23 protein-coding genes and 1 pseudogene are annotated in these 20986 nt (G+C 61.4%); 7 read left to right on the top strand and 17 right to left on the bottom strand.

All coding sequences use genetic code 11. The annotated features are described in order from the left end of the window. Nucleotides 1-15 precede the first annotated feature (15 nt). The 7 genes from GSQ76_RS18300 to GSQ76_RS18270 form a co-directional block, all read right to left on the bottom strand. Nucleotides 16-1026, bottom strand: coding sequence for an alpha-E domain-containing protein (locus tag GSQ76_RS18300; protein ID WP_158745578.1), 1011 nt, complete (start codon nt 1024-1026; stop codon nt 16-18). Further along, nucleotides 1023-2471 carry a circularly permuted type 2 ATP-grasp protein gene (locus tag GSQ76_RS18295; RefSeq protein WP_158745577.1) on the bottom strand — a complete coding sequence of 483 codons (1449 nt, stop codon included), beginning with the start codon at nt 2469-2471 and terminating at the stop codon, nt 1023-1025. The genes GSQ76_RS18300 and GSQ76_RS18295 overlap by 4 nt, the downstream gene beginning before the upstream one ends. A gap of 613 nt (nt 2472-3084) precedes the next feature. Further along, nucleotides 3085-4026, bottom strand: a complete 942-nt coding sequence (locus GSQ76_RS18290; RefSeq protein ID WP_254070485.1) for an OmpA family protein — start codon at nt 4024-4026, stop codon at nt 3085-3087. 323 nt (nt 4027-4349) lie between these two features. After that, nucleotides 4350-5480, bottom strand: a complete 1131-nt coding sequence (locus GSQ76_RS18285) for an OmpA family protein (protein ID WP_158745575.1) — start codon at nt 5478-5480, stop codon at nt 4350-4352. A 209-nt stretch (nt 5481-5689) separates the two neighbouring features. Continuing rightward, nucleotides 5690-6025, bottom strand: coding sequence for a DUF1491 family protein (locus GSQ76_RS18280; protein WP_158745574.1), 336 nt, complete (start codon nt 6023-6025; stop codon nt 5690-5692). A 14-nt stretch (nt 6026-6039) separates the two neighbouring features. Then, nucleotides 6040-7011 carry a quinone oxidoreductase gene (locus tag GSQ76_RS18275; RefSeq protein ID WP_158745573.1) on the bottom strand — a complete coding sequence of 324 codons (972 nt, stop codon included), beginning with the start codon at nt 7009-7011 and terminating at the stop codon, nt 6040-6042. A 50-nt stretch (nt 7012-7061) separates the two neighbouring features. Next, entirely contained in the window at nt 7062-8453 is a 1392-nt protein-coding gene (locus GSQ76_RS18270; protein ID WP_158745572.1) for an adenylosuccinate lyase family protein, read from the bottom strand. A gap of 77 nt (nt 8454-8530) precedes the next feature. Here GSQ76_RS18270 and thiM point away from each other — a divergent pair, with 77 nt between their 5' ends. Both thiM and GSQ76_RS18260 read left to right on the top strand, forming a co-directional pair. Continuing rightward, nucleotides 8531-9334, top strand: coding sequence for a hydroxyethylthiazole kinase (thiM, locus tag GSQ76_RS18265; RefSeq protein WP_158745571.1), 804 nt, complete (start codon nt 8531-8533; stop codon nt 9332-9334). A 13-nt stretch (nt 9335-9347) separates the two neighbouring features. Beyond that, nucleotides 9348-10607 (top strand): nitrate/nitrite transporter, encoded by a 1260-nt coding sequence (locus tag GSQ76_RS18260; RefSeq protein WP_216851136.1) that lies wholly within the window; start codon nt 9348-9350, stop codon nt 10605-10607. A 149-nt stretch (nt 10608-10756) separates the two neighbouring features. On the opposite strand, the pseudogene GSQ76_RS32775 reads toward GSQ76_RS18260, so the two are convergent. The 5 genes and pseudogenes from GSQ76_RS32775 to ndk all read right to left on the bottom strand — a co-directional run. After that, nucleotides 10757-11020, bottom strand: a pseudogene (locus tag GSQ76_RS32775) (hypothetical protein); the annotation flags it as partial. 154 nt (nt 11021-11174) lie between these two features. Further along, a complete protein-coding gene (locus GSQ76_RS32770) occupies nt 11175-11369 on the bottom strand; it encodes a dioxygenase (protein WP_408836875.1) in 195 nt (64 codons plus the stop codon). Nucleotides 11370-11378: 9 nt separating this feature from the next. After that, complete coding sequence (locus GSQ76_RS32365) at nt 11379-11504, bottom strand: hypothetical protein (protein ID WP_256366999.1); 126 nt, start codon at nt 11502-11504, stop codon at nt 11379-11381. Nucleotides 11505-11546: 42 nt separating this feature from the next. Then, a complete protein-coding gene (locus GSQ76_RS18250; RefSeq protein WP_158745570.1) occupies nt 11547-11915 on the bottom strand; it encodes a hypothetical protein in 369 nt (122 codons plus the stop codon). A gap of 29 nt (nt 11916-11944) precedes the next feature. Beyond that, entirely contained in the window at nt 11945-12367 is a 423-nt protein-coding gene (gene ndk, locus GSQ76_RS18245) for a nucleoside-diphosphate kinase (protein WP_158745569.1), read from the bottom strand. Between the two features lie 365 nt (nt 12368-12732). On the opposite strand from ndk, the gene GSQ76_RS18240 reads away from it, so the two are divergent. The 5 genes from GSQ76_RS18240 (at nt 12733) to GSQ76_RS18220 (ending at nt 17703) form a co-directional block, all read left to right on the top strand. After that, entirely contained in the window at nt 12733-12996 is a 264-nt protein-coding gene (locus tag GSQ76_RS18240) for a hypothetical protein (RefSeq protein WP_158745568.1), read from the top strand. 55 nt (nt 12997-13051) lie between these two features. Beyond that, a complete protein-coding gene (locus GSQ76_RS18235) occupies nt 13052-14908 on the top strand; it encodes an ABC-F family ATP-binding cassette domain-containing protein (protein ID WP_158745567.1) in 1857 nt (618 codons plus the stop codon). Between the two features lie 109 nt (nt 14909-15017). Beyond that, nucleotides 15018-16136 carry an acetylornithine deacetylase gene (argE, locus tag GSQ76_RS18230; protein WP_254070489.1) on the top strand — a complete coding sequence of 373 codons (1119 nt, stop codon included), beginning with the start codon at nt 15018-15020 and terminating at the stop codon, nt 16134-16136. Continuing rightward, complete coding sequence (locus tag GSQ76_RS18225) at nt 16133-17077, top strand: succinylglutamate desuccinylase/aspartoacylase family protein (RefSeq protein WP_158745565.1); 945 nt, start codon at nt 16133-16135, stop codon at nt 17075-17077. Before argE ends, GSQ76_RS18225 begins: the two co-directional genes overlap by 4 nt. Nucleotides 17078-17142: 65 nt before the next feature. Continuing rightward, on the top strand, nt 17143-17703 hold the full coding sequence (locus GSQ76_RS18220) for a DUF2889 domain-containing protein (RefSeq protein WP_158745564.1): 561 nt from the start codon (nt 17143-17145) through the stop codon (nt 17701-17703). A gap of 7 nt (nt 17704-17710) precedes the next feature. Here the strand turns inward: GSQ76_RS18220 and GSQ76_RS18215 are convergent, their stop codons facing one another. From GSQ76_RS18215 to rplM, 5 genes are all read right to left on the bottom strand, one after another. Beyond that, on the bottom strand, nt 17711-18277 hold the full coding sequence (locus GSQ76_RS18215; protein WP_158745563.1) for a hypothetical protein: 567 nt from the start codon (nt 18275-18277) through the stop codon (nt 17711-17713). 22 nt (nt 18278-18299) lie between these two features. Beyond that, on the bottom strand, nt 18300-18839 hold the full coding sequence (locus GSQ76_RS18210; protein ID WP_254070484.1) for a gamma carbonic anhydrase family protein: 540 nt from the start codon (nt 18837-18839) through the stop codon (nt 18300-18302). Next, nucleotides 18829-19773 carry an N-acetyl-gamma-glutamyl-phosphate reductase gene (argC, locus tag GSQ76_RS18205; protein ID WP_216851133.1) on the bottom strand — a complete coding sequence of 315 codons (945 nt, stop codon included), beginning with the start codon at nt 19771-19773 and terminating at the stop codon, nt 18829-18831. Before argC ends, GSQ76_RS18210 begins: the two co-directional genes overlap by 11 nt. A 139-nt stretch (nt 19774-19912) precedes the next feature. Continuing rightward, the gene (gene rpsI, locus GSQ76_RS18200; RefSeq protein WP_158745561.1) at nt 19913-20419 is read right to left on the bottom strand and encodes a 30S ribosomal protein S9; all 507 of its coding nucleotides are present in this window, start codon (nt 20417-20419) and stop codon (nt 19913-19915) included. After that, nucleotides 20419-20883 (bottom strand): 50S ribosomal protein L13, encoded by a 465-nt coding sequence (rplM, locus tag GSQ76_RS18195; protein ID WP_158745560.1) that lies wholly within the window; start codon nt 20881-20883, stop codon nt 20419-20421. The genes rpsI and rplM overlap by 1 nt, the downstream gene beginning before the upstream one ends. Between the last annotated feature and the right edge of the window lie 103 nt (nt 20884-20986).

Below are 20986 nucleotides of genomic sequence, written 5' to 3'. Positions count from 1 at the left end.
ACTCTTGCCACCGACTTACGATGCGCCCAGCGATTGCTTTTGCGACGGTGGCTCCGGCCGCCAATCCCGGAAAAACGCGTAGCCGATTTCACCGGCCAGGAGATTGAGATCACGCTGTAAGCAATCCAGGAAGTCGTGCAAGCCAGATTCGATCAACTGATTTGCCGAATTAGACGACAACGCCGCACGCACTTCCTCAATCCGCTCCAACGCCGCCACAGTGCCCCGTAGATTATAGCGGCTGCGCAACTGCATCAGGTGCCATTCGACCTGGCTTACACACAGCGTGATACTGCGTGGAAATGACCGATCTGACAGTAAAAACGTCACGACATCGGCAGCCTCAAACCCGGCGGGAGCAACCCGGCGAAACGCGTGGTAACCCGCGGCAGCACGCAGCACACCACCCCATTGAGTGAGTTCCGCCAGGCGACGCTCCTCAATACCTTGGAGGTGGAGCAAGTGATATTTGATATCTAGCAGCCGCGTCGTTTGGTCAGCGCGCTCGATCAGACGTCCGAGCATGTAAAAGTTCCAGCCTTGATCGCGGAAGAACGTACCCTCTGTTATGCCGGTATGAGCCTGCATCCCTTCCTTAAGTCGGGCACAAAGCCGTGTGAGGTGGTCGCCTGTGAGTTCATCGGCGGAGATTGCCATAACGTCGCGATGGAACACGTTCATCTGCATCCACATCTCAGTGCTGATGAGAGGACGTAGGGTGCGAGCATTAGTTCTCGCTGCCTCAATCGAAGCGGGGACGGAGGTATGATTGCTGCGATCTAGCAGATAGAACCGCTTGATCCCCTCGGGATCAAGCGTTCCGCCAGCGGCCAAGAACCGCTCCTCGTCCGCATTGATGCGTAACAGCGCACTCCACGCCTCGTCCTCGCGACCGGGACTTTCGAAAGTCTGGGTCACGTCGATCAGCCGTGCCAAGTTCTCAACCCGTTCGATATAACGGGCCATCCAGAACAGTCCCTCGGCATATCGCGCGAGGAGGACGGTATCCTTGCTGATGCCGCTCATGAATCCGCCAAGACCCAGGTGTCCTTTGAGCCGCCGCCCTGGGACGAATTCACGATCAGACTGCCTTCCTTCAAGGCAACTCGAGTAAGCCCGCCGGGCAACACCCATGTATCGCGGCCGGTGATTGCAAACGGCCGAAGATCAAGATGCCGCGGCCTTAATCCACCAGCGGTAAGAGTAGGGGCGACCGACAAGTCGATCAAAGGCTGGCTGATCCAATTCGACGGATCGGCTTGAAGAGCTGCCCGCGCCGCATCCAACTCCGCCGTCGACGCCCGAGGGCCAATTGTAATCCCGTATCCGCCAGACTCGCCGACCGGCTTAATTACAAGGGAGCTGAGATTGGCGAGGGTAAATGCCAATCCCTCCGGCTCGCCACAGATATGCGTCTCAACATTCGGCAGGATCGCATCCTCCCCCAGGTAGAAGCGAATGATGCGGGGCATGTAGGCGTAGACCGCCTTGTCATCCGCCACGCCAGTGCCGACAGCATTCGCAAGCGTGACATTGCCCGCGCGCCAGGCCCCGATTAACCCAGGAACGCCCAACAGACTATCGGCGCGGAACACGGTCGGATCTAGAAAATCGTCGCTGATGCGCCGGTAGATCGTGTGAACAGGCCGCAAACCACTCGTGGTCCGCATGAATACGCGATCCGCCTCGACTAGCAGATCCGGACCCTCAACCAACGGTACGCCCATTTCGCGTGCAAGAAAGACATGCTCGAAATAGGCCGAATTGTAGATCCCAGGCGAGAGAAGGACGATCTGAGGGTCTAAAACCTTTTCCGGTGCAATATCGCCCATCGCGGCGCGAAGGCGGCGGCCGTAATCGTCGACGGGATGCAGTCGCATTCCTGCCATAAGGTCGGGAAAGGTCCGCCGCATGAGGTGTCGGTTTTCGACCACATAGGAGACGCCGGATGGAGTGCGGGCATTGTCCTCAAGCACACAGAACGTTCCATGTCGGTCACGAACGATGTCGATGCCGCAGATGTGCACGTAGGTCCCGAACCGGATGGGGAAATTCTCCATCTCCGGTCGATAATTCGCATTTCCCAGAACCAAAGCCGCCGGAATGATGCCCGCCCTCAGTATCCGACGATCATGGTAGATATCATGCAGGAAAGCGTTGAGCGCTCGTACCCGTTGCTTCACGCCCGCCTCGATATGCCGCCATTCTGCCGCGGTGATGATGCGAGGTAGGCAATCAAACGGCAGAATCCGATCAATTGCCTCGGCCTCGGAGTAGACGGTGAAGGTGATGCCGAGGTTGATTAGGTCATCTTCTGCTCCGGCTGCGCGCGTTCTGAGCGCATCCAGGCCAATCTTCGACACACGGTCTCGGACGCGATTGATGGCGCCACCATCGCCGTCACGCGCCGTCAGCTCGCAAAAGTAAGCGCCAAAATCGTAACTTGCGAAGGGATCGGACGGACTTGTCATACTGCTATGATGCTAGAGGCTTGTTGCCGACGCAATGCAAGCCGTGGGCCGCAACTTAATGAGTTATCGCTGCAGCCCACCTTCCTGACAGATAAGACAACGAAATTTCGCCCGCTAATCCAGGCAATCGCACTCCACCTTAGCCACATGCTCCGCAACGCGCGCCTCGGTGCAAAAGCCTTGCGAGATTTTTACTCAAACCGCCTTGTGGCTAGATTAGTGGCGGGTCGCATCGGACCGCCGCAAAATCGCGCACGACGTGTGGATAGGCTGGGCTCTCGGCATGGTCGGCTGAAAAGCTCCTGACGATCACGTTCAAGTTCTCGCACGGTGATTGTCATAGCTCGCGTGAAAGACCGGCTTCGCGCAAGAACAAGCTGCCGCGATCCGACATCGCCGTTTTCAATGGGTCGCGACGCTGCATGAGCCAGTCAGTTATCAATTCTGCCGCAGACAACTCGTTCAGCCGATCACGCTCATCGCTTGCGACAGGCCAAGCCAGAGCGGCTGGCGGCATAAGGCTGTGGCGGCCCCGGGCAAGAACCCAAACAACAAAGCTACAATAGGGGAGGAGCGTGATAACGCACCTCCCCCTTTCGCCACGCAACGACCGCTAGCGGAGGATAATCGCTACACGTCGATTCTGCGGCTCGCGGACGCCGGCTGCTGTCGGCACCAGGGGCTGTGTATCGCCAAACGCCTGGATGACGATTGCAGAACGCGGAACACCATCGCGAACCAGTTCCGCCGCGACGGTCTGCGCCCGGCGCAGCGATAAACCCTGGTTATATGCCGGCGTGCCCGAGCGATCGGCATTTCCCTGTACTTCGATACGAGTCGACTGCACACGCGTGCTTGCCTGCGCTGCGTCGGCAACGATCTGGCGTGCGCGATCGGTCAGATCCGCCCGATCCCAGTCAAAGAAGACGAGATAGGTCCGGGCCGGCGTCACAGCCGGCGTGGGAGCCACCTGGGCTAGCGGGGGGGCCGGCGGCGCGGTGTCGAATGCATAGCGGACCCCAAGCAACAGGCTATGGTTATAGTCGCTGCTCACATTGAAATTGCCTCGACCCTGGTGCGCTATCCCGCCAGGCGCCTGGACGGCAACATTGTCTTGAGCGTGAAAGCCCGGCGCGTCCAGCACGCCGTAAAAGCGATATTCTGCCGTCAGAGATAGGCCAGGCACAGCAGCCAGCGGAAAGGACAGACCAAAGATGCCCTGGTAAGCAAAATTGGTTGACCAGCCATTGGTAGACACGCGGACGCCGCTTGGCACACCATACGAGTGCACGCGATCAAGATAGGTATCAGCGACACCTGCACCAAGACCGAAATAGGGGTAGAGCCAATTCAGACCAATATCCATGTCGAATAAAGCGTTGACCATCCCTCCGTAGGAGTATTGGTCGCCGCCCGAAGCGGTTGGGCCGGCGGCGAAGCCACTTATTTGGCGAACCCGATTGTGGCGAACATTACCCTCAACCTCCAACCGCAGGCCGTTACCAAAGCCCCAGCCGATGCTGCCGACGCCGACACCGCCGACATCGGTGGCCAAACGCTTGGGAGCCAAGCCTAACCCGGGCGACGCTTGCACACGTTCCTCTTGCAGAAGATTACCACCAGCTCCAGCGCCTATGTAAAGGCCCTGAATTGGTTGTGCGAACGCGGCGCTTGGCGGTCCCAGGATTATCGACGCCAGCAGCAGTTTACGAACGCAACTCATAGCCACTCTCCCGGGATTTCGGCACTTTTCGACGCGAATGGAGGCACACTTGTGCCCAAAACGCGAAGAAGCCGGCCAGATGACTGGACCGGCTCCCCTTTAGCAAGCCGTACGATGGGGCTGTCACCACCCATCGCACTATTAGCCTTGAACGATCAGCGTAGGATGATCGCAACGCGACGGTTCTGCGGCTCACGAACACCAGCAGCAGTCGGGACCAGCGGACGCGTGTCGCCGAAGGCCTGGATGTCGATGGCGGTCCGAGGCACACCATCACGCACCAGCTCGGCGGCAACCGTCTGAGCGCGACGGAGCGATAGGCGCTGGTTGTAGGCAGGCGTGCCGGACCGATCCGCGTTACCTTGGACCTCAATCCGGGTGTATTGCACCCGCGTGCTGGCCTGGGCAGCCTCCGACACGATCTGACGAGCGCGGTCGGTCAAGTCCGCACGATCCCAGTCGAAGAACACCAGGTAGGTGCGCGCAACCGTCTGAGTCTGCGGCGCAACGGTCGGAGCAACAACGGCCGGCGTCGGCGTGTTGAAGGCATAACGGACGCCAACCAGGAAGCTGTGGTTGAAGTCATCCGTGGAGAACTTCTGCTTAGTGCCGACCGCAATACGCGGAGCGAAATACTGCTCGTTGTAGGAGCGGCCACCAATCTCGGCCAAGAAGCGGTATTCTGCCGTCAGCGACAGACCCGGCACCAGGCTGTAGACCGGGAAGGACAAACCAACGATGCCCTGAACGCCAAGGTTGTCGTTCTGCCCCGTGGTGCGAAGATACTGGGCCGGAGCCCCGTTCCCGAACACCGTCGCGATGTGGCCGTTGTTGATCTGGTTGTGAACATAACCAACGCCTGCACCGACATACGGGAACACTGGCGAGTTGAGGCCAAACTGATTCAGCGGAACGTCATACAAAACGTTCGCAAACACGCCTTCCTTATACTCATCGCCACCAGCGGACGTCTGCCGGAAAACGCCAGCACCACCGTTTTTCAAGCGACTGATCTTATTGTCGTAAAAGGCGCCCTGCAGTTCGAAGCGCAGGCCGTTGCCTAGGCCATAACCAACGCTACCAACCACAACCGGGCCGGCATCGAACCGATAGTCGCTACCCTTGCCGAAGTTGGACGGGCCGTTGCTGGCACGCTTTACGGCCTCGGTCTGCAGGATGTTGCCGCCTGCGCCGGCGCCGATGTAGAGCCCATCGACAGGCTGGGCGTGTACCGCAACTGGTGCGGCCAAAACGGTCGCTGCCAGAAGCGCATTGCGGAGCTTCATTCTTTCTCTCCTCATAACAAATCTGCGCTCACACGCAGCCAGCTGCCTGGTGGTCCGGGAACTCGTCCCCCCGGCTCTCGGTGAGTGCAACATATCACCAACTTTCAGGAGCGGGAGAGCACTGTGGCTGATTCCTACCCACTGTGGCAGAATCGCCACATGGACCGGCGCAATCAAGCAACAGTGATCATCTGCTCAGAAACTGTCGATCAAATGATCTTCCCACTAAATGGCGGCAGATAGTCCGGCGCCTCGAACTCGACGACCCAAAGGTCTGGGTCAAATCGGACCTGTCGAAAAATGTAGGCGTCTGCGGCCTGTTCTTCGACCGGAACGGCTCCAGTGCCCCGCATCCAAGCCGACTCGCCCTCTCCCGCGCGCACCTGAGACAGCACAACCAAGCCATCTCGGCCCCGAAGTACGATCATAATGCCGCCGGCGTCCGGATCGCCGCTACGCACGACGACGCCGGGTTTTGCCGCGGCAGAGCCGAGACGCAGTGCCATTTGGACCCAAAGCTTTGCTTTAACGCGCGGCTCCGACATGGATGGCGGTTCCGTCACACTGTCAGCACCGTGGAGCCGGTGGTCTTGCGGGCTTCAAGATCTGATTGGGCCCGGCCAGCGTCACGTAGCGGATATGTCTGATTTACAACGATCTTGACGGCGCCCGACTCCACTACGGACAGCAACTCCCCTGCCGTGGCCTCCAGATCGGCACGTTTGGCGATGAATGCGCCTAGCGACGGTCGCGTCAGAAAATACGAGCCGCGTGCCAGTATGTTTGGATCGATTGGAGGCACAGCGCCGGACGACTGGCCGAACAGAACCAATGTGCCCAGGGGTCTCAAGCAGTCGAGCGACCTGAAGAATGTATCCTTGCCTATGCTGTCATAGACGATGGGAAGCCCTGCACCATTCGTCAGCTCCTTGGCCTGCGCAACGAAATCGGCTTCGTCAGCGACGACTGGATAGGTGCAGCCGTAGGATTTCGCCAGATCCGCCTTCTCCCGCGACGACACCGTCCCAATGATCGTCGCACCCAACGATTTGGCCCATTGGCATAGTATCAGCCCGATCCCGCCGGCCGCGGCATGGATCAGTATCGTATCGCCGGGTTGCACACGATAGGTACGGCGGATGAGATATTGGACCGTCATGCCCTGCAACATCATCGCCGCAGCGGTATGATCGTCGACCGTATCCGGCAGCTTAACCAGTCGGTCCGCAGCAATAATCCGATGTTCGCAGTACGCGCCGGCGACGCCGGCATAGGCAACACGATCACCGATTGCCAGGTTAATCACCCCTTCGCCCAAAGCTTCCACCACGCCAGAGGCCTCGGAGCCGGGGATAAAAGGCATTATTTGGGGGTAGAGCCCAGTGCGCTGGTAGACATCGATGAAGTTCAGCCCGACCGCGGTATGGCGAAGCAGCGCCTGACCCGGCGCCAGCGGGGGAAGATCATATTCTTCCCATTCCATCACTTCAGGACCGCCGTGCCGATGAAGCCGGATACCAAACGTTTTCATGAAAACCCCCTCAGGCGCCGGGCGGAGGGTGGGCGGACCCGCTCTTCAGGTCAACGCGCAGTGCTAGCTCGGCCGCTATCACACTGCAGCAAGGCTGCGCGGGTTGTCTGCGCACTCGCAACAGACCTGTCGACCCATGACGCAGCAGCGAACACAGCAGGAGACAGATCGAAGGTTTCCGATAGGTCGATCCCGGTCTTTATCACCAACGGGTCCCTTGCCAACACCGCCTGTAGCGTTGCGCTGCTTTGGCGGACCTCAGCCGCGGCTTCCTCCACCAGATGATGAGCGGTCTCCCGGCCCAATGCGCCGCCCAACCGGCCTGCCGCGGCATCCGCAAACAGCAGTCCGCGGGTTAAGCCGATATTGTCCAGCATCCGGGCCGCATTTACCTTGAGCCCCCGCGTCAAGGCCGCGGCTTCCCGTAACGCGCCGGAGGCGAGACCGAACAAGGTGGGCAGCGCGTGCCATTCCCCATGCCACAATCCAGCGGGGCGTTCGTGCCCAGCGGCCATTGCCGTCAGAAGGGTCATAACGTTCCCGGGCGCCGCGGCGTGGGCGGCTAAGATGACCGTCGATGACACAGGATTGCGCTTGTGTGGCATCGCCGACGAGCCGCCTCGGCCTGGCACGAAGGGTTCCTCGATCTCGCCCACTTCGGTAGAGGCGAGGTTCACTATGTCAGTCGCGATTTTGGCCAGCGCGCCAATGAGCTGCGCCAACCAGCATCCTGTTTCGACTACCGCAGCCCGGCGCACGTGCCAGGCAATTGGTGCGGTAGCTAGACCTAATTCGCGCGCAAATGCATCCGCCACTATCGGGCCTTGGGCACCCAAGGCCGCCAAAGTGCCGACCGGCCCGGCCAAAGACGCGACCAGCACTCGGCTGCTCACGTCCGGCAGGCGCGCCGCGACCTCCGCTACCCCGGCCAACCATACAGCAGCCTTATAGCCAAAACTCAGTGGGGCAGCGTGCTGGCCATAAGTGCGGCCCACGCATGGCGTGGTGCGATGTGTCTCGGCCAGTAAGCTCAGCCCATCCAGGACTGCTACCAGGTCGCCACGAATGAGAGCCAGCGATTCGCGAAGCTGCAGCACCAGGGCTGTGTCCATGATGTCCTGTGTGGTGGCACCTTTGTGGAACGCCCGCTCCATCTCCGGAGAGAGGCGGCCCTGGACGGCCTTAACAAATGGGATTGTTGGCACGCCCGCCAACGCGGTCGTCCTCCCCAGCGCTGCAACGTCCAATTCGCCGGGCGGGATAGCAGACACGGCGCGCCCCAACTCTGCCGGCGCCAAGCCAACGGATGCCTCTGCGCGAGCTAAGGCGGCCTCGGCCGCTAGCATCGCACCAAGCTGGGCCTCCTCGGAGAAGCAGGCGCGCATCGCCTCCGTCGCGAAAAGCGGGCCGAGCAGTAGGGAGTCGAGGGCCGAGAAAGTCATGGTGGGATCTGCCGAATCGGTGTGCAATACCCTCGCTGGCGTCAGTCAGGCATACAAGCCCCCCCTGATTCCGGGATATGAACCCAACGATGGCCGCCATTCCTCCACACCCGGCAGGCACGACCCTAGCCGCAATCCGCGCACGCCGCCCGCTGGTACACTGCCTGACCAACCCTGTCGCTGCGAATTTAACCGCCAATGCGCTCGCTTGCTTGGGCGCGTCGCCGCTAATGGCCGAGGCGGCGGCGGAGATGGAAGCCGTGTCGCGGTTCACCGATGCGTTGCTCGTCAATCTGGGCATGCAGCATCCAGCCCGCATGGAGGCTGCAGAGATCGCGACGAGCTACGCGCAGCAGTTTGGTCGGCCCTGGGTGTTGGATCCGGTTGCGGCCGGCGCGATTGCGGTGCGAATGACGTTAGCCAAGACTATGGTGACGCGTGGGCCACGGCTGATCAAGGGAAACGCATCCGAGATTCGAGCGATGGCCGACGCAGTTGCCAGCGGCCGAGGCACGGACTCGACTGATGACGCTGCCGATGTCGTAGAATCCGCCCGCCGCCTCGCTTATGAGACCGGCGCAACGGTGGCAATAACCGCGGCCATCGACTGGATCACCGACGGGGAGCGAACGCTTGCCGTTCATCGGGGCCACCCATGGATGGCGAAGGTGAGCGGAATGGGCTGCGTGGCCGGCGCGGTTGCTGCCGCATGCCTGGCCGTCGAACCCGACGCCCTGATCGCCACCGAGCATGCGCTAACCCTACTTGGCGTAGCCGGCGAGTTGGCAGCGAAACAATCCACTGGGCCGGCATCGTTCGCGGCAGCCTTGCTCGATGCCTTGCATGGGCTAGACCCGGCGATGGATGCGTTGCGCGCATAGAGTCGCTGGGCGCATGCTGCAAAAAATACGAGAGGAGATGTTTTTCGTGCCCAATGAGGCGTTGGCTGCATCGGCGTCAAAGATAAACGCGAGTGCCGTTGGAAATCAAGGGATCCGCTGGCTGCTTTTGCTGGTGGCCTGGGCGGCATTCTTCATGAGTTTTGCCGACCGCCTGGCTTGGAGCAACCTAGCCGGGGCGGTCAGTCATTCACTCACGCTGCCGTTGGCTGGGCTTGGAGCGTTCGTCACCGCTTTTTACATTGGATACGTCATCTCGAACATCGGCGCCGGGTTCGCCGGGGATTGGCTCGGGCCCCGGCTGACGCTTGCCGCCTCGCTCCTCTGCCTTGGCCTAGCAACTTTTCTGTTCGGCTCGGTCCAATCCATTGCCATGGGGCTATTGTTGCAGGTGGTTATGGGGTTGACGGCCGGGGCAGACTATGTGGCGGGCGTGAAGCTGATCGCAACGTGGTTTGACAAGCTGGAGCGCGGGCGGGCCATGGGCCTGTTTATGACGGCGACCTCACTGGCCGTCGTGGTCACCAACCTGACTGTGCCGGTGCTGCTGACACAGTTTGGCTGGCAGAACGCCTATCGGACGCTGGGCGGCGTAACCATTGGCCTTGGCATCGTCGCCTATGTGTTGGTTCGGGATGCACCGGGGCGCGCAGCTTCATTACACACACGACCTGACTTCGGGGCGTTGTGGCCAAATCGGGAGCTCCGCCTGTTGGCCCTTGCCGGGTTCGGCGCTCTATGGGGAACCTGGGGTTTCGCCTTCTGGGCAGGCACGCTAATGGTGCGGGGCCATGGACTGACGGTCGTGCAGAGCGGCTTCGTCGTAGCCCTGTTCGGTGCTGGGGCGATTGTCGCCAAACCGACCATTGGTTTGGTATCGGACTGGCTGGGTGGGCGGCGCAAAGCACTGGTCATCGGCTGCCTGGTGTTTTTTGTGATGATGATGCTGGTGTTCTCGCAGCTCGAAACCTTTACTGCGTTCGAGATTGCTGGGCCGCTACTCGGCATTGGCGCGTTCGCTTACAGTCCGCTGATGAACACCATGGTCGCAGAGGCCTCGGGTAAGGAATTAGCGTCCAGTGGCGCCGGCGTCACCAACGCGATTTGGGGCCTAGGGAACGTCATCGTTCCGAGTCTGCTGGGGTTAGTGTTTCAGCAGACCGGGTCGTTTGTTTTGGCGTGCCTCACCCTATCTGCAGGGCCGCTATTTGGGGCAATCTGTATGGCCTTCACTCGAGACGCCGTGGAGGCGTAGCGAACTTTACTTGAGCGGCGGTTTCGGAAGCACGGACTCGCCGGGCTCCATAACAAATACCCAGTCCAGCGTGTACCATGGTGCTGTCACGTCCGGAGCAGGGAGCGAGCCGCCGTCATGGAGCTTGAAATCGCCGATAAGCGCGCCTGTCACGCCGAATACGACGTCACTGTCCAGATGGTCGTCATCCGGGACGAAAACCTGGGTGATGAGGGTTTTGAAGCCAGGGGGGCGTTCGCCAGAACATGCAAATGCGCCGCGCGATGCGGATGCCGATGCTGGACGCCCAATATCTCGCCAACCGGCCCATTGGTCGGAACCGGATAGCCGGCAGGACGAACAGAGCGGAAGCTGAACCGTCCACCAGCATCGGTGTGGAAGATACCGCGCAAATTCATCGGTGCTTGTTTCGAGTCCTGGTTTTCATATTACCCTGTAGGGGCAGAGGGCCAGACATGCACCTCCACACCGGCCAGCGCTACCCCATCGGGATTGGTGATCCGGCAGGTTGCGGTCCATCGGTCTTGGATCGGACGATGCTGCCACCATTCTCGGTTTCCGGCGATCCTAGTCGCCAGAACCGGCCAAGCAAGGCCGACGCATTCTCGGTTGCGCGCCGACCTCCCCGTTGTCTAGCAGGCAAACCAGTGTAGAGACGCCGATCGCGTCGGAGAACAGAATCCCCTCGTTATGCAGGTCATGCGTCGCCTGACCGATCCAATACAGGAATGACACGCCCTCTTCCCACTCTCGCTCGGTCAGCTTCGTCTCTCAAACAAACCCGTGCATGTGTCGTACGAAGGATGCCGCAATCTCACGCAACCTCGGGTCGGTCGCGCTCGCCATGGCCTGGAGTATCGCGGCGTCAGTTGCTTGCGCTTGGCTGTCGATGATCATGGCGAAATCCTTATGCGCGTAGTCCGAAACGCGCCGCCGGGACTAGGAGGCCTTATCCAACGCATACCTGACATCACAATACTGCGATGACACCGATAGATCCAAATGCCTGCCAGTGATCTGGCCATCAATCGTGCCGGTATTATCACTGCCATGCACCGATCCATCCGGTCCAACGATCGCAGCCAGCGCGTATGAAGCTCGTTGGCCGCGGTAATTCAGCGACAAGGCGTTGCCCGAAATCGTCACAACACGAGAACCGCTGCGGGGACAGCCGGCCACCGTTGCTCGGGTCAACCGGGCAATGCCGCGGTAGCGGCCGTCAATACCCTCTGGCGCAGCCCGTGTTTCAGTCGCGGTCGGCAGAGGCTGCGGCGCTGCACAGGCCGCCAATGCTGCAGCCAGCAGCATGGCGGCCCAACAGCCTGGCGTCTTGTAGCTCAGCCGACGATCTCGGCATCGCTGAAGAAGAACGCAATCTCCTGCTTCGCTGCTTCGGGGCTGTCTGAACCGTGGACGGAGTTCGCCTCAATGTCTTCGGCATACAGCGCGCGGACAGTCCCGGCGTCGGCTTTCTTCGGGTCAGTAGCGCCCATTGTCTTGCGGTTTAGGGCGATGGCATCATCCGCCTCTAACACCTGCACGACCACGGGGCCGGACGTCATGAACGTCACCAGTCCGGCAAAGAACGGGCGCTCCTTGTGAACGCCATAAAACTCCTCGGCTTGCTGTTTAGTCAGGCGGATACGCTTCTGCGCCACGACGCGTAGACCGGCAGCCTCTAGTGCGCCCAACACCTTACCAGTGAGGTTTCGGCGGGTCGCGTCCGGCTTGATGATGGAAAACGTGCGCTCGAGGGCCATGTCGGTCCGCCTTAGTTCGATTTGACCGGGCTTTAACTGACCGGCAGAGGCCCGGCAAGGCCGGAACTGCCTGGCGCCCGGGCACGTTGATTTTTGGAACGACGAGAGAGGGACGAATGGTGGACCGGGCAGGCGATCGAATCTTTGGAGGCCTTGTTCGTGGGGCCATTGCGGGCGCGGCGGGCGTCTGGGCGCTAAACGAGGTCGACCGATATCTAAGGACGAAAGAGAGCGCGCAGACACGCGCGGCAACCATTGCGGCCCAACCACATGGGCTGGACCCAGCCCATGTCCTTGCTGCCAAGGCGACCAAGGCCATAGGCGCCGAACTGGCGCATCCTGAGGACAACAACGTTGGGGTTGCGGTGAGATACGCGATGGGCATCGTGCCGGGCGCGATCCTCGGGGCGCTGCGCGACCGGCTAGTATGGCTCACGGCAGGTCGCGGCTTCGCTTTTGGGGTCGCAACCTGGGCGATTGAGGAAGAATGGGCCGCACCTCGCGCCGGATTGGCGCCGTCACCGGCACTCTATCCGTGGCAGGCGCATGGCCGTAGCTTCATCACCCATGTGGCATATGGGTTGACGGTAGATGCCGTGCTACGGGTGTTGAAGGGACCGCCCCGCTAACGCTCATTTACGGCAGAGGCTGGTCCCGCGCCGCCTGGCGGATTAGACCTCCTGCATGAGCCTACTGGTCATTGAAGACGCGTCCTTGCGCATGGCTGGGCGGCCCCTGCTGGACAACGCCTCCCTCCGTATCGATGCGGGGCGGCGGATTGGGCTAGTGGGGCGCAATGGCGCAGGCAAATCCACCCTACTGCGCGCCATTGCTGGCGAAATCGCGTTGGATGGCGGATCGATTCATCTCGCATCTGGAGCGCGGATGGCGCAGGTCCGGCAGGAAGCTCCTTCCGGACCATCGACATTGTTGGAAACAGTCCTGGAAGGCGACCCCGAGCGGCTCGCACTGTTGGAGGAGGCAGAAACCGCCGCAGCCGGCCGGCTGGCCGAGATCCACGAGCGCCTGCGCACCATCGGCGCCGACTCTGCGCCTGCGCGGGCGGCCGCCATACTCGCCGGTTTAGGGTTTGAGACGGCAGCACAAGGCCGACCCGTGGCCGAGTTCAGCGGCGGGTGGCGGATGCGGCTGGCGCTGGCAACGGCGTTGTTCGCCGCGCCGGATCTATTGCTGCTTGACGAACCGACCAACCATCTGGATTTGGAAGCCACCATGTGGTTGGAGGGCTGGATTGCCCGCTTTCCAGGCGCTTGCCTAATCGTTAGCCATGACCGTGGAGTGTTGGACCGCGCCGTGGAGGCGATTGCACACCTTGACCAGCGCCGCCTGTCTCTCACGCCCGGTGGCTACACCGAATTCGTCCGTATTCGGACCGAGCAGGCCATGCAACGAGCGCACGCCGCAGAGCGGATTGCAGCTCAGCGCGCCCATATGCAGGCGTTTGTGGACCGGTTTCGCGCCAAAGCCACTAAAGCGCGGCAGGCTCAGTCGCGCCTGAAGGCGCTGGAACGACTGCCGGTGATGGAAAGCGTCATAGAGGATTGTGCCACTCGATTCGAGTTTCCCGAGCCGCAAATGCTCTCGCCACCTATCCTGCAATTGGATCGGGTGGACGCCGGCTACCCTAATCGCGTGGTGCTGCGTGGTGTGAACCTTCGAATTGATATGGAAGATCGCATCGCCCTGCTTGGCGCAAATGGCAATGGCAAGAGCACGCTGGCAAAATTGCTGGCTGGCCGCATGGAGCCGCTAGCGGGCGAAATGCGCCGCAACGCCAAGCTGCGAGTCGGCTATTTCGCCCAGCATCAGGCCGAAGAACTCATTCCCGACGAGACTTCCGTCGATCACATGGCCCGCGCGATGCTACGCGCCCTGCCATCCGCCGTTCGTGCACAACTGGCCCGGTTCGGGATAGATGCCGACAGGGCGGACACCCGCACCGCCCAACTCTCCGGCGGGGAGCGGGCGCGGCTGCTACTGGCCTTGGCTACCCGGGACGCACCGCAATTGCTGATCCTGGACGAGCCAACCAACCATCTGGACATTGATGCCCGCGACGCGCTGGTCCGGGCATTAGCAGAGTTCCAAGGGGCAGTATTGCTGATCACCCACGACCCGCATTTGGTCGAATTGGTGGCAGATCGGCTGTGGCTGGTCGCGGACGGAACAGCCAAGCCCTACGATGGCAATTTGGACGATTACCGCGATTTGTTGGCTGAACGGGCGCGCCCCGTTCGGTCCGAGGCGCCCACCCGGCGTGACGATAGGCGCGATCGTGCGCAGGCCCGCGTGCAAACCGCCCCATTGCGCAAACAGGCGCGGGATGCGGAGGCAGCTATCGCCCGCCTGTCTGCCGAGCGCACTAAGCTGGAAGCTAAGCTGGCCGACCCCGCCCTATACGTCCCCAGCCGTACAGTCGAGGTCACAGCCGCCAACACCAGGCTCGCCGCAATCGCCCGTGAGATCGACACCGCCGAGATGGCCTGGCTAGAGGCAGAGGACGCGCTCTCTCAGGTCTAGGCCCGATACGATCCTTCCTGCCCCGGTTGCCGCCGGGCGCGACCCGTATAGGATGATCGCCATGTCCAGCGACACTCAAATGACCAGCACCGAAATCTTGAGCCGGTTGGTGTCGTTCGACACGACCTCCAGAAACTCCAACCTGCCGCTGATTGGCTGGATGCGGGAGTATTTGGATGGACTCGGCGTGCCTTATCGCCTCAGCCACGATGCAAGCGGGGAACGGGCGAACCTGCATGTCATCATTGGGACGCCGGGGCCAGGCGGGATCGCGTTGTCCGGACATGTCGACACCGTCCCGATTGATGGGCAGGCTTGGAGTAGCGATCCATTTCAGCTTCGCGCGGAAAATGGCCGGCTCGTGGGGCGCGGTGCCGCAGATATGAAGGGGTTCGTCGCATGCTGTCTGGCCGCAGTACCGCGGTTCCAGTCGGCAAAGCTGCGGCGGCCGATCCACCTATTTATCTCTTACGACGAGGAAGTCGACTGTGCCGGCGCGCGGCGGTTGATCGTCGACTTGGCCGAGTCCGGCCAGTCACCCGCGCTGTGCATCGTGGGCGAACCAACTAGCATGCAGCCAATTCTCGGTCATAAAGGCCGCATCGCCGTCGACGTCAAAGTCCGTGGGCTCGCGGGACATTCGTCCGTACCCTCGCGTGGGGTGAATGCAGTGCACGCAGCGGCCGAGGCCGTTGCCTGGATCGCCGCGGAACAGCGCCGATTTGGCGTGGAAGGCCCGTTCGTGCCTGGGTTCGACCCGCCCTACACGACCGTGCACGTTGGCATGTTATCCGGCGGCACAATCCTCAACATCATCCCGGAACTGGCGAAATTTCGGATGGAGTGGCGGGTGGTGCCGGGCGACGACGTGCAAGCGGCGCTCGGCCGGTTACGGAAACACGTGGCCACGGCAATTGAACCGCGGATGCATGCGGTGGACCCCTCGACCGGTTTCACCATCACCGTCGCGGACTGGCTGCCCGGGCTTTCGCTCGACCCCGACCATGAACTGGCTAGTTTGGTGCGGCAACTCACCGGCTCCAACAGCACCGGCTATGTGAGCTACGGCACCGAGGCCGGGCTGTATCAGGATGCCGGAATTCCCTCTATCGTATGCGGCCCTGGTGACATCGCCCAGGCGCACACGCCCGATGAGTGGATCCTTGCCAGCGAATTGGATGCCTGCGACGCCTTTCTCGCTCGCCTGGCGATCCAGCAGGCCGCATGACCGAGGCGGCCGCCGCAGGAATGCTGCCGCATTTCCCAGTGGAGGTATCCGCCCCCGACATTTCCGCGTGGACGGCCGGCAATACTGGCGTCCCCGGCTTCACCACTCTCGCGTCCGGCAAGCCTGGCCCGCATGTCGGCATCACGGGGCTGATGCACGGCAATGAATTGGCTGGCGCGATCGTCCTGGAGCAGCTGCTGCGGAGCAAATTTGTGCCGCGCATCGGCAAGCTGACAGTGGGTTTCGCCAACCTCGCCGCCTTCGCTCGATTCGACCCGGCGCAGCCCACCGCATCCCGTTTCGTCGACGAGGATCTAAATAGGCTTTGGGATCCGGTGATCCTCAATGGCCTGCGGCGGTCCAGCGAGTTGGACCGTGCCCGCGCGATGCGTCCGTTGATCGATCAGATGGACATGCTGCTGGATATCCATTCGATGCTATGGCCGTCCGACCCGTTAATCCTCAGCGGTCCCACGGCAAAGGGGCGGGCCCTCGGCCGGTTGATCGGCATTCCCCCGCTGGTGATTGCCGATCACGGCCATGTCAGCGGTCCACGCCTCATCGACTATGCCCGTTTCACCGGACCTGGCCCGGCTGCCGCGGTACTGGTGGAGGCTGGGCAACATTGGGAGCAGGAGACGGTGATCTGCGCACGGGCCTGCCTAGGGGCGCTGCTTCGACAGATTGAGCTAGAGGCCGGAGAAACCCCACGCAGTGAAATCCAGATTGCGGAAGTAACGCTGGCTGTGACGGCAGCCACCACCGGCTTCGCGTTCGTGCGCAATTTTCGGGGCGGTCAAGTCATCCCCGCGCGCAACACGCTGATCGCCCTCGATGGGAACACGGAGATCCGGACGCCGCACGACGATTGTATGTTGGTGATGCCCAGTTTACGCCCCAGCCGGGGTCATACAGCAGTGCGCTTGGCTCGCCTGCTCTGAGAGGGCTACCACCGGCAGCCTGGCCGGCCATATATTGCTGCACCGCGGTATGATGGAGAAACACTGTGCCCTTGAGCCCACCTGTACCTAGACGGGAACTCGCCCATACCCGCCGGATCGAGCTCACCGGCTACAGCAGGGATGACGGGCTGTTCGACATTGAAGCGCGACTGACGGACACGAAAAGCGAGGGCTTTTCTACCGACGACCGAGAATGGGTGCATCCTGGCGAACCATTGCACGGCATGTCGATGCGAATGACTGTTGATGAGGAAATGGTGATTGTCGGATTTGAGGCCGCGACAGATTACAGTCCATATCGAATCTGCCCGGAGATCGCCCCCAACTACTCGAGCCTGGTAGGCCTCACGATCGGCCGCGGCTTCCTACGCGCCGCAGCGGAGCGGGTCGGCGGGGTGCACGGCTGCACTCACCTACGGGAGCTGTTGCAGCCCATGGCGACCGTGGCGTTCCAGACGCTATATCCCGTGTTGGCAAGGCGTAAGAGCAGCAGCAGCGCGGGAAAACCAGCGCTGCTGAACACCTGCTACGCGTATCGCGATGACGGGCCGGTGGTGGAGCGTAAGTGGCCAGACCAGTTTGTAGGAGGCGCTGTTGCGCTGTAATCCGGTCCTATTCGGCAAACGCGTCTGGTTTGACTTCCTGGTTGTCGAGCGCGGTGGAGGCGTGAAGCGTCGATAGATTGGCCAATTGGATATACGGCAGATTAGATAACAGCTCGATGGTTCGGGCTCCCCCAGCCGGGAAAGCCGAGTTGGTCAGCGCCGCAATTGCAGCGTCCTTGTTGCCAACTGCCAAGTCGTTTCGAGCGGCAACCAGACTGTCGATCACGAGTTGCGAGGGTGCATTTGGCGCAATTCCAACCGCCGCCCGGGTCTCTGCACGGCCGTTCAGCAACTCAACCTTCGTATCGGCGGGAATGTTTGCCCAGCGTGGGCTCGTGTTCAGTTGGCCTGCAATATAATCCATCGCCAGAACAGCCTGAGCCGCGATCATTGGATTGCCGTAGGTGCGCGCGGCGTCGGCGAAGGCATTTTCGGCGTATTGTGTTGCTGGCACATCCTGATCCGATGGGCCGAAGACGCCCGGTGGCAAGCTCGCAGTGTCCGGCGGCGCAGATAATGGCCCGCACGCCGCAACAAAGGCGGCGAGCGAGACGGGAATCATTGCGAAGTGCATGAGGCCTCCTGGGCGGCGGCGCTCAACGGACCGGGGTCAATCCCGAGCGAAAGCGCCGTCCAAGTTCAGTGTAATGGACCGCGGTTTGGTCCCATTTGGCTCGCTCTGCGGGGGCCATGACGCGCACCAAGCGTGCCGGGCTGCCAGCCCATAACTCGGTCCGCCCGATGACCTTGCCCGGCGTCAGCAACCCACCTGCCGCAAGCATACCGCCCTCCTGGATGGTCGCGCCATCCAGCACGGTGGCGCCCATGCCGACGAAGGCACGGTCCTCCAGCGTGCAAGCATGAATGATGCAGGCATGGCCGATGGTCACGTTACGCCCAATCAGAGTCGGGAAACTACCGGCGTTCACGTGAACGATGGTGCCGTCCTGGATGTTTGTGCCGTCGCCGACATGGATGTGGTTGGTGTCACCCCGCAGCACACAATGCCACCAAATCCCTACCCCAGCGCGCAGCACGACATTTCCGATTACCGCCGCGGTTGGTGCAACCCAGACATCATCCGCGACCTGCGGCGCGACACCATCTAACGCCCAAAGCGGGCCATCAGCTGGCAAGCTCGACCTCCTCCACGACATCCAGGCCAAGCATCAGACGCATGTTCTGGACCGCGGCACCCGAGGCGCCCTTCCCTAGATTGTCCAACCGCGCCACCAGCACGACCTGGCCATGGGCTGGATTGGCGTAGATATGCAGTTCCATCTCATTGGTGTCGTTCAGCACCTCCGGCTCCAGCTTGCCGCCGACCTCTGCTGGAATTACGCGGATAAATTTGGCATGGGCGTAGTAAGCAGACAGCGTCTCAGCGAGATCTTGGGCGGACGGATTGCCCAGCAGTGTGTCGAGATGCAGCGGCACTGAGACGAGCATACCCTGGCGGAAATGCCCCACGGACGGAACAAAAATCGGCCGCCGGGTCAGCATGGCGTAGCGCTGAAGTTCCGGAACATGCTTGTGCTCCAGTCCCAACGCATACATTTCGAACGCCGGGCCGCCGCTTTCTTCGTGCGCTTCGATCATTGTGCGGCCACCACCGGAATAGCCGCTGATGGCGTTCACGCAGACAGGGTAGTCGGCTGGCAAGATCCCGGCGGCGACAAGTGGCCTAAGCAGAGTAATGGCTCCGGTCGGATAGCAGCCAGGGTTGGCCACCCGCGTCGCGCTAGCAATGCGATCCGCTTGCCCGGCTTCCAATTCCGGGACGCCATAGACCCAATCGGGGTCAATCCGATGAGCCGTGCTGGCGTCCAGCAATTTCGGGGCTTTGGCACCGAGGGCGGTGGCGAGGGCAGCGGACTCGCATGCGGCCTCGTCGTGCAGGCACAAGATTGCCAAATCCACCGCGGCCATCATGTCCTGGCGCGCTGACGGATCCTTGCGCCGAGCTGGGTCAATGGATCGCACCGACACTCCGGAAACATCGCGCAGGCGATCACGGATGCCAAGTCCAGTGGTGCCCGCCTCGCCATCGATGAATACGGTGTAGGTCATGCACATACCTCCTAACCCGATGGTGGGGGCGTTGCCCAGTCGGTGCAAGAGATACGGCGGAATGGCTGTCTTGATGGCAGCAAAATCGGTCTGACAATCGGCGAGGCCTGCCCATGAGGACAGACCCCGCTGTGGTCGATTAGCGCTTGGAGAACTGGTAAGACCGGCGAGCCTTCGCCTTGCCGTACTTCTTGCGTTCCACCACGCGGCTGTCACGAGTCAAGAAGCCGGCAAGCTTCAGGATGCCGCGCAAGCCTGGCTCATAATACGTCAGCGCGCGGCTGATGCCGTGGCGCAGCGCACCCGCCTGTCCGGACAAGCCGCCACCGTTCACCGTGCAGAACACGTCGAACTGATTGTAGCGGTCGGAAATGAGAAACGGCTGCGTGATAAGCATCCGCAGCACCGGGCGTGCGAAATAGGTGGTCACAGTCTTGCCGTTGACCTTGATCTCACCCTTGCCGGGCTTGATCCATACGCGGGCGATCGCGTTCTTGCGGCGACCCGTTGCGTAGGAACGGCCCTGCGCATCGCGCTTCGGTTCGACCAGTGTGGCAACGGCCTCGGAGGTTGGCACTGCGCCAGCGACGGCGAAGTCCTTCAGGTCGGCGAGCGTGCCCGTCCGGGTCTCGGTTGTATCGGACATCAGACCCTCGTGTTCTTGCGGTTGAGCGCGGCTACGTCCAGCTTCTGTGGCTGCTGGCCTTCCTGTTTGTGGTCAGGGCCGGCGTAGACATACAAATGCTTCATCTGCGCGCGCTGCAGCGGTCCGCGGGTGATCATCCGCTCGACGGCCTTTTCGATAACACGCTCGGGGTGGCGGCCGGTCAACAGGGCACGAACCGTACGGCCTTTGATCCCACCAGGAAAGCCGGTGTGATAGTAGAACACCGACTGGTCGGCCTTCTTACCGGTCACGCGAACCTTCTCGGCATTCACGACCACGATATGGTCGCCGCAATCGACATGCGGGGTAAATTGCGGCTTGTGCTTGCCACGCAGCCGCTGGGCAATGATCGATGCAAGCCGCCCGAGCACCAGACCGTCCGCATCGATGAGCGTCCAGTTCTTAGTGACCTCCGCAGGCTTCAACGAAAGGGTCGTCTTCATCAGCAAAATTCCGTTAGCATCTGGGCGCTCTGTATTGACGTACAGGCTTATAGAGTCAAGCGATTATGGCGGTGGTATTTGAATACCGTAGGGTTTTCCCCCT

Source organism: Acidisphaera sp. L21, from assembly GCF_009765685.1.
Lineage (GTDB): Bacteria > Pseudomonadota > Alphaproteobacteria > Acetobacterales > Acetobacteraceae > LMUY01.
This window is presented reverse-complemented; position numbering and strand designations above follow the sequence as displayed.

Bases quoted from the DNA above. Each gene is read 5' to 3' on its own strand.
- GSQ76_RS18300 (WP_158745578.1), bottom strand. From the start codon at position 1,026: ATGAGCGGCATCAGCAAGGATACCGTCCTCCTCGCGCGATATGCCGAG.
- GSQ76_RS18295 (WP_158745577.1), bottom strand. From the start codon at position 2,471: ATGACAAGTCCGTCCGATCCCTTCGCAAGTTACGATTTTGGCGCTTAC.
- GSQ76_RS18285 (WP_158745575.1), bottom strand. From the start codon at position 5,480: ATGAAGCTCCGCAATGCGCTTCTGGCAGCGACCGTTTTGGCCGCACCA.
- GSQ76_RS18280 (WP_158745574.1), bottom strand. From the start codon at position 6,025: ATGTCGGAGCCGCGCGTTAAAGCAAAGCTTTGGGTCCAAATGGCACTG.
- GSQ76_RS18275 (WP_158745573.1), bottom strand. From the start codon at position 7,011: ATGAAAACGTTTGGTATCCGGCTTCATCGGCACGGCGGTCCTGAAGTG.
- GSQ76_RS18270 (WP_158745572.1), bottom strand. From the start codon at position 8,453: ATGACTTTCTCGGCCCTCGACTCCCTACTGCTCGGCCCGCTTTTCGCG.
- thiM (WP_158745571.1), top strand. From the start codon at position 8,531: ATGAACCCAACGATGGCCGCCATTCCTCCACACCCGGCAGGCACGACC.
- GSQ76_RS18260 (WP_216851136.1), top strand. From the start codon at position 9,348: ATGCTGCAAAAAATACGAGAGGAGATGTTTTTCGTGCCCAATGAGGCG.
- GSQ76_RS32365 (WP_256366999.1), bottom strand. From the start codon at position 11,504: ATGATCATCGACAGCCAAGCGCAAGCAACTGACGCCGCGATACTCCAG.
- GSQ76_RS18250 (WP_158745570.1), bottom strand. From the start codon at position 11,915: ATGCTGCTGGCTGCAGCATTGGCGGCCTGTGCAGCGCCGCAGCCTCTG.
- ndk (WP_158745569.1), bottom strand. From the start codon at position 12,367: ATGGCCCTCGAGCGCACGTTTTCCATCATCAAGCCGGACGCGACCCGC.
- GSQ76_RS18235 (WP_158745567.1), top strand. From the start codon at position 13,052: ATGAGCCTACTGGTCATTGAAGACGCGTCCTTGCGCATGGCTGGGCGG.
- GSQ76_RS18225 (WP_158745565.1), top strand. From the start codon at position 16,133: ATGACCGAGGCGGCCGCCGCAGGAATGCTGCCGCATTTCCCAGTGGAG.
- GSQ76_RS18215 (WP_158745563.1), bottom strand. From the start codon at position 18,277: ATGCACTTCGCAATGATTCCCGTCTCGCTCGCCGCCTTTGTTGCGGCG.
- argC (WP_216851133.1), bottom strand. From the start codon at position 19,773: ATGACCTACACCGTATTCATCGATGGCGAGGCGGGCACCACTGGACTT.
- rpsI (WP_158745561.1), bottom strand. From the start codon at position 20,419: ATGTCCGATACAACCGAGACCCGGACGGGCACGCTCGCCGACCTGAAG.
- rplM (WP_158745560.1), bottom strand. From the start codon at position 20,883: ATGAAGACGACCCTTTCGTTGAAGCCTGCGGAGGTCACTAAGAACTGG.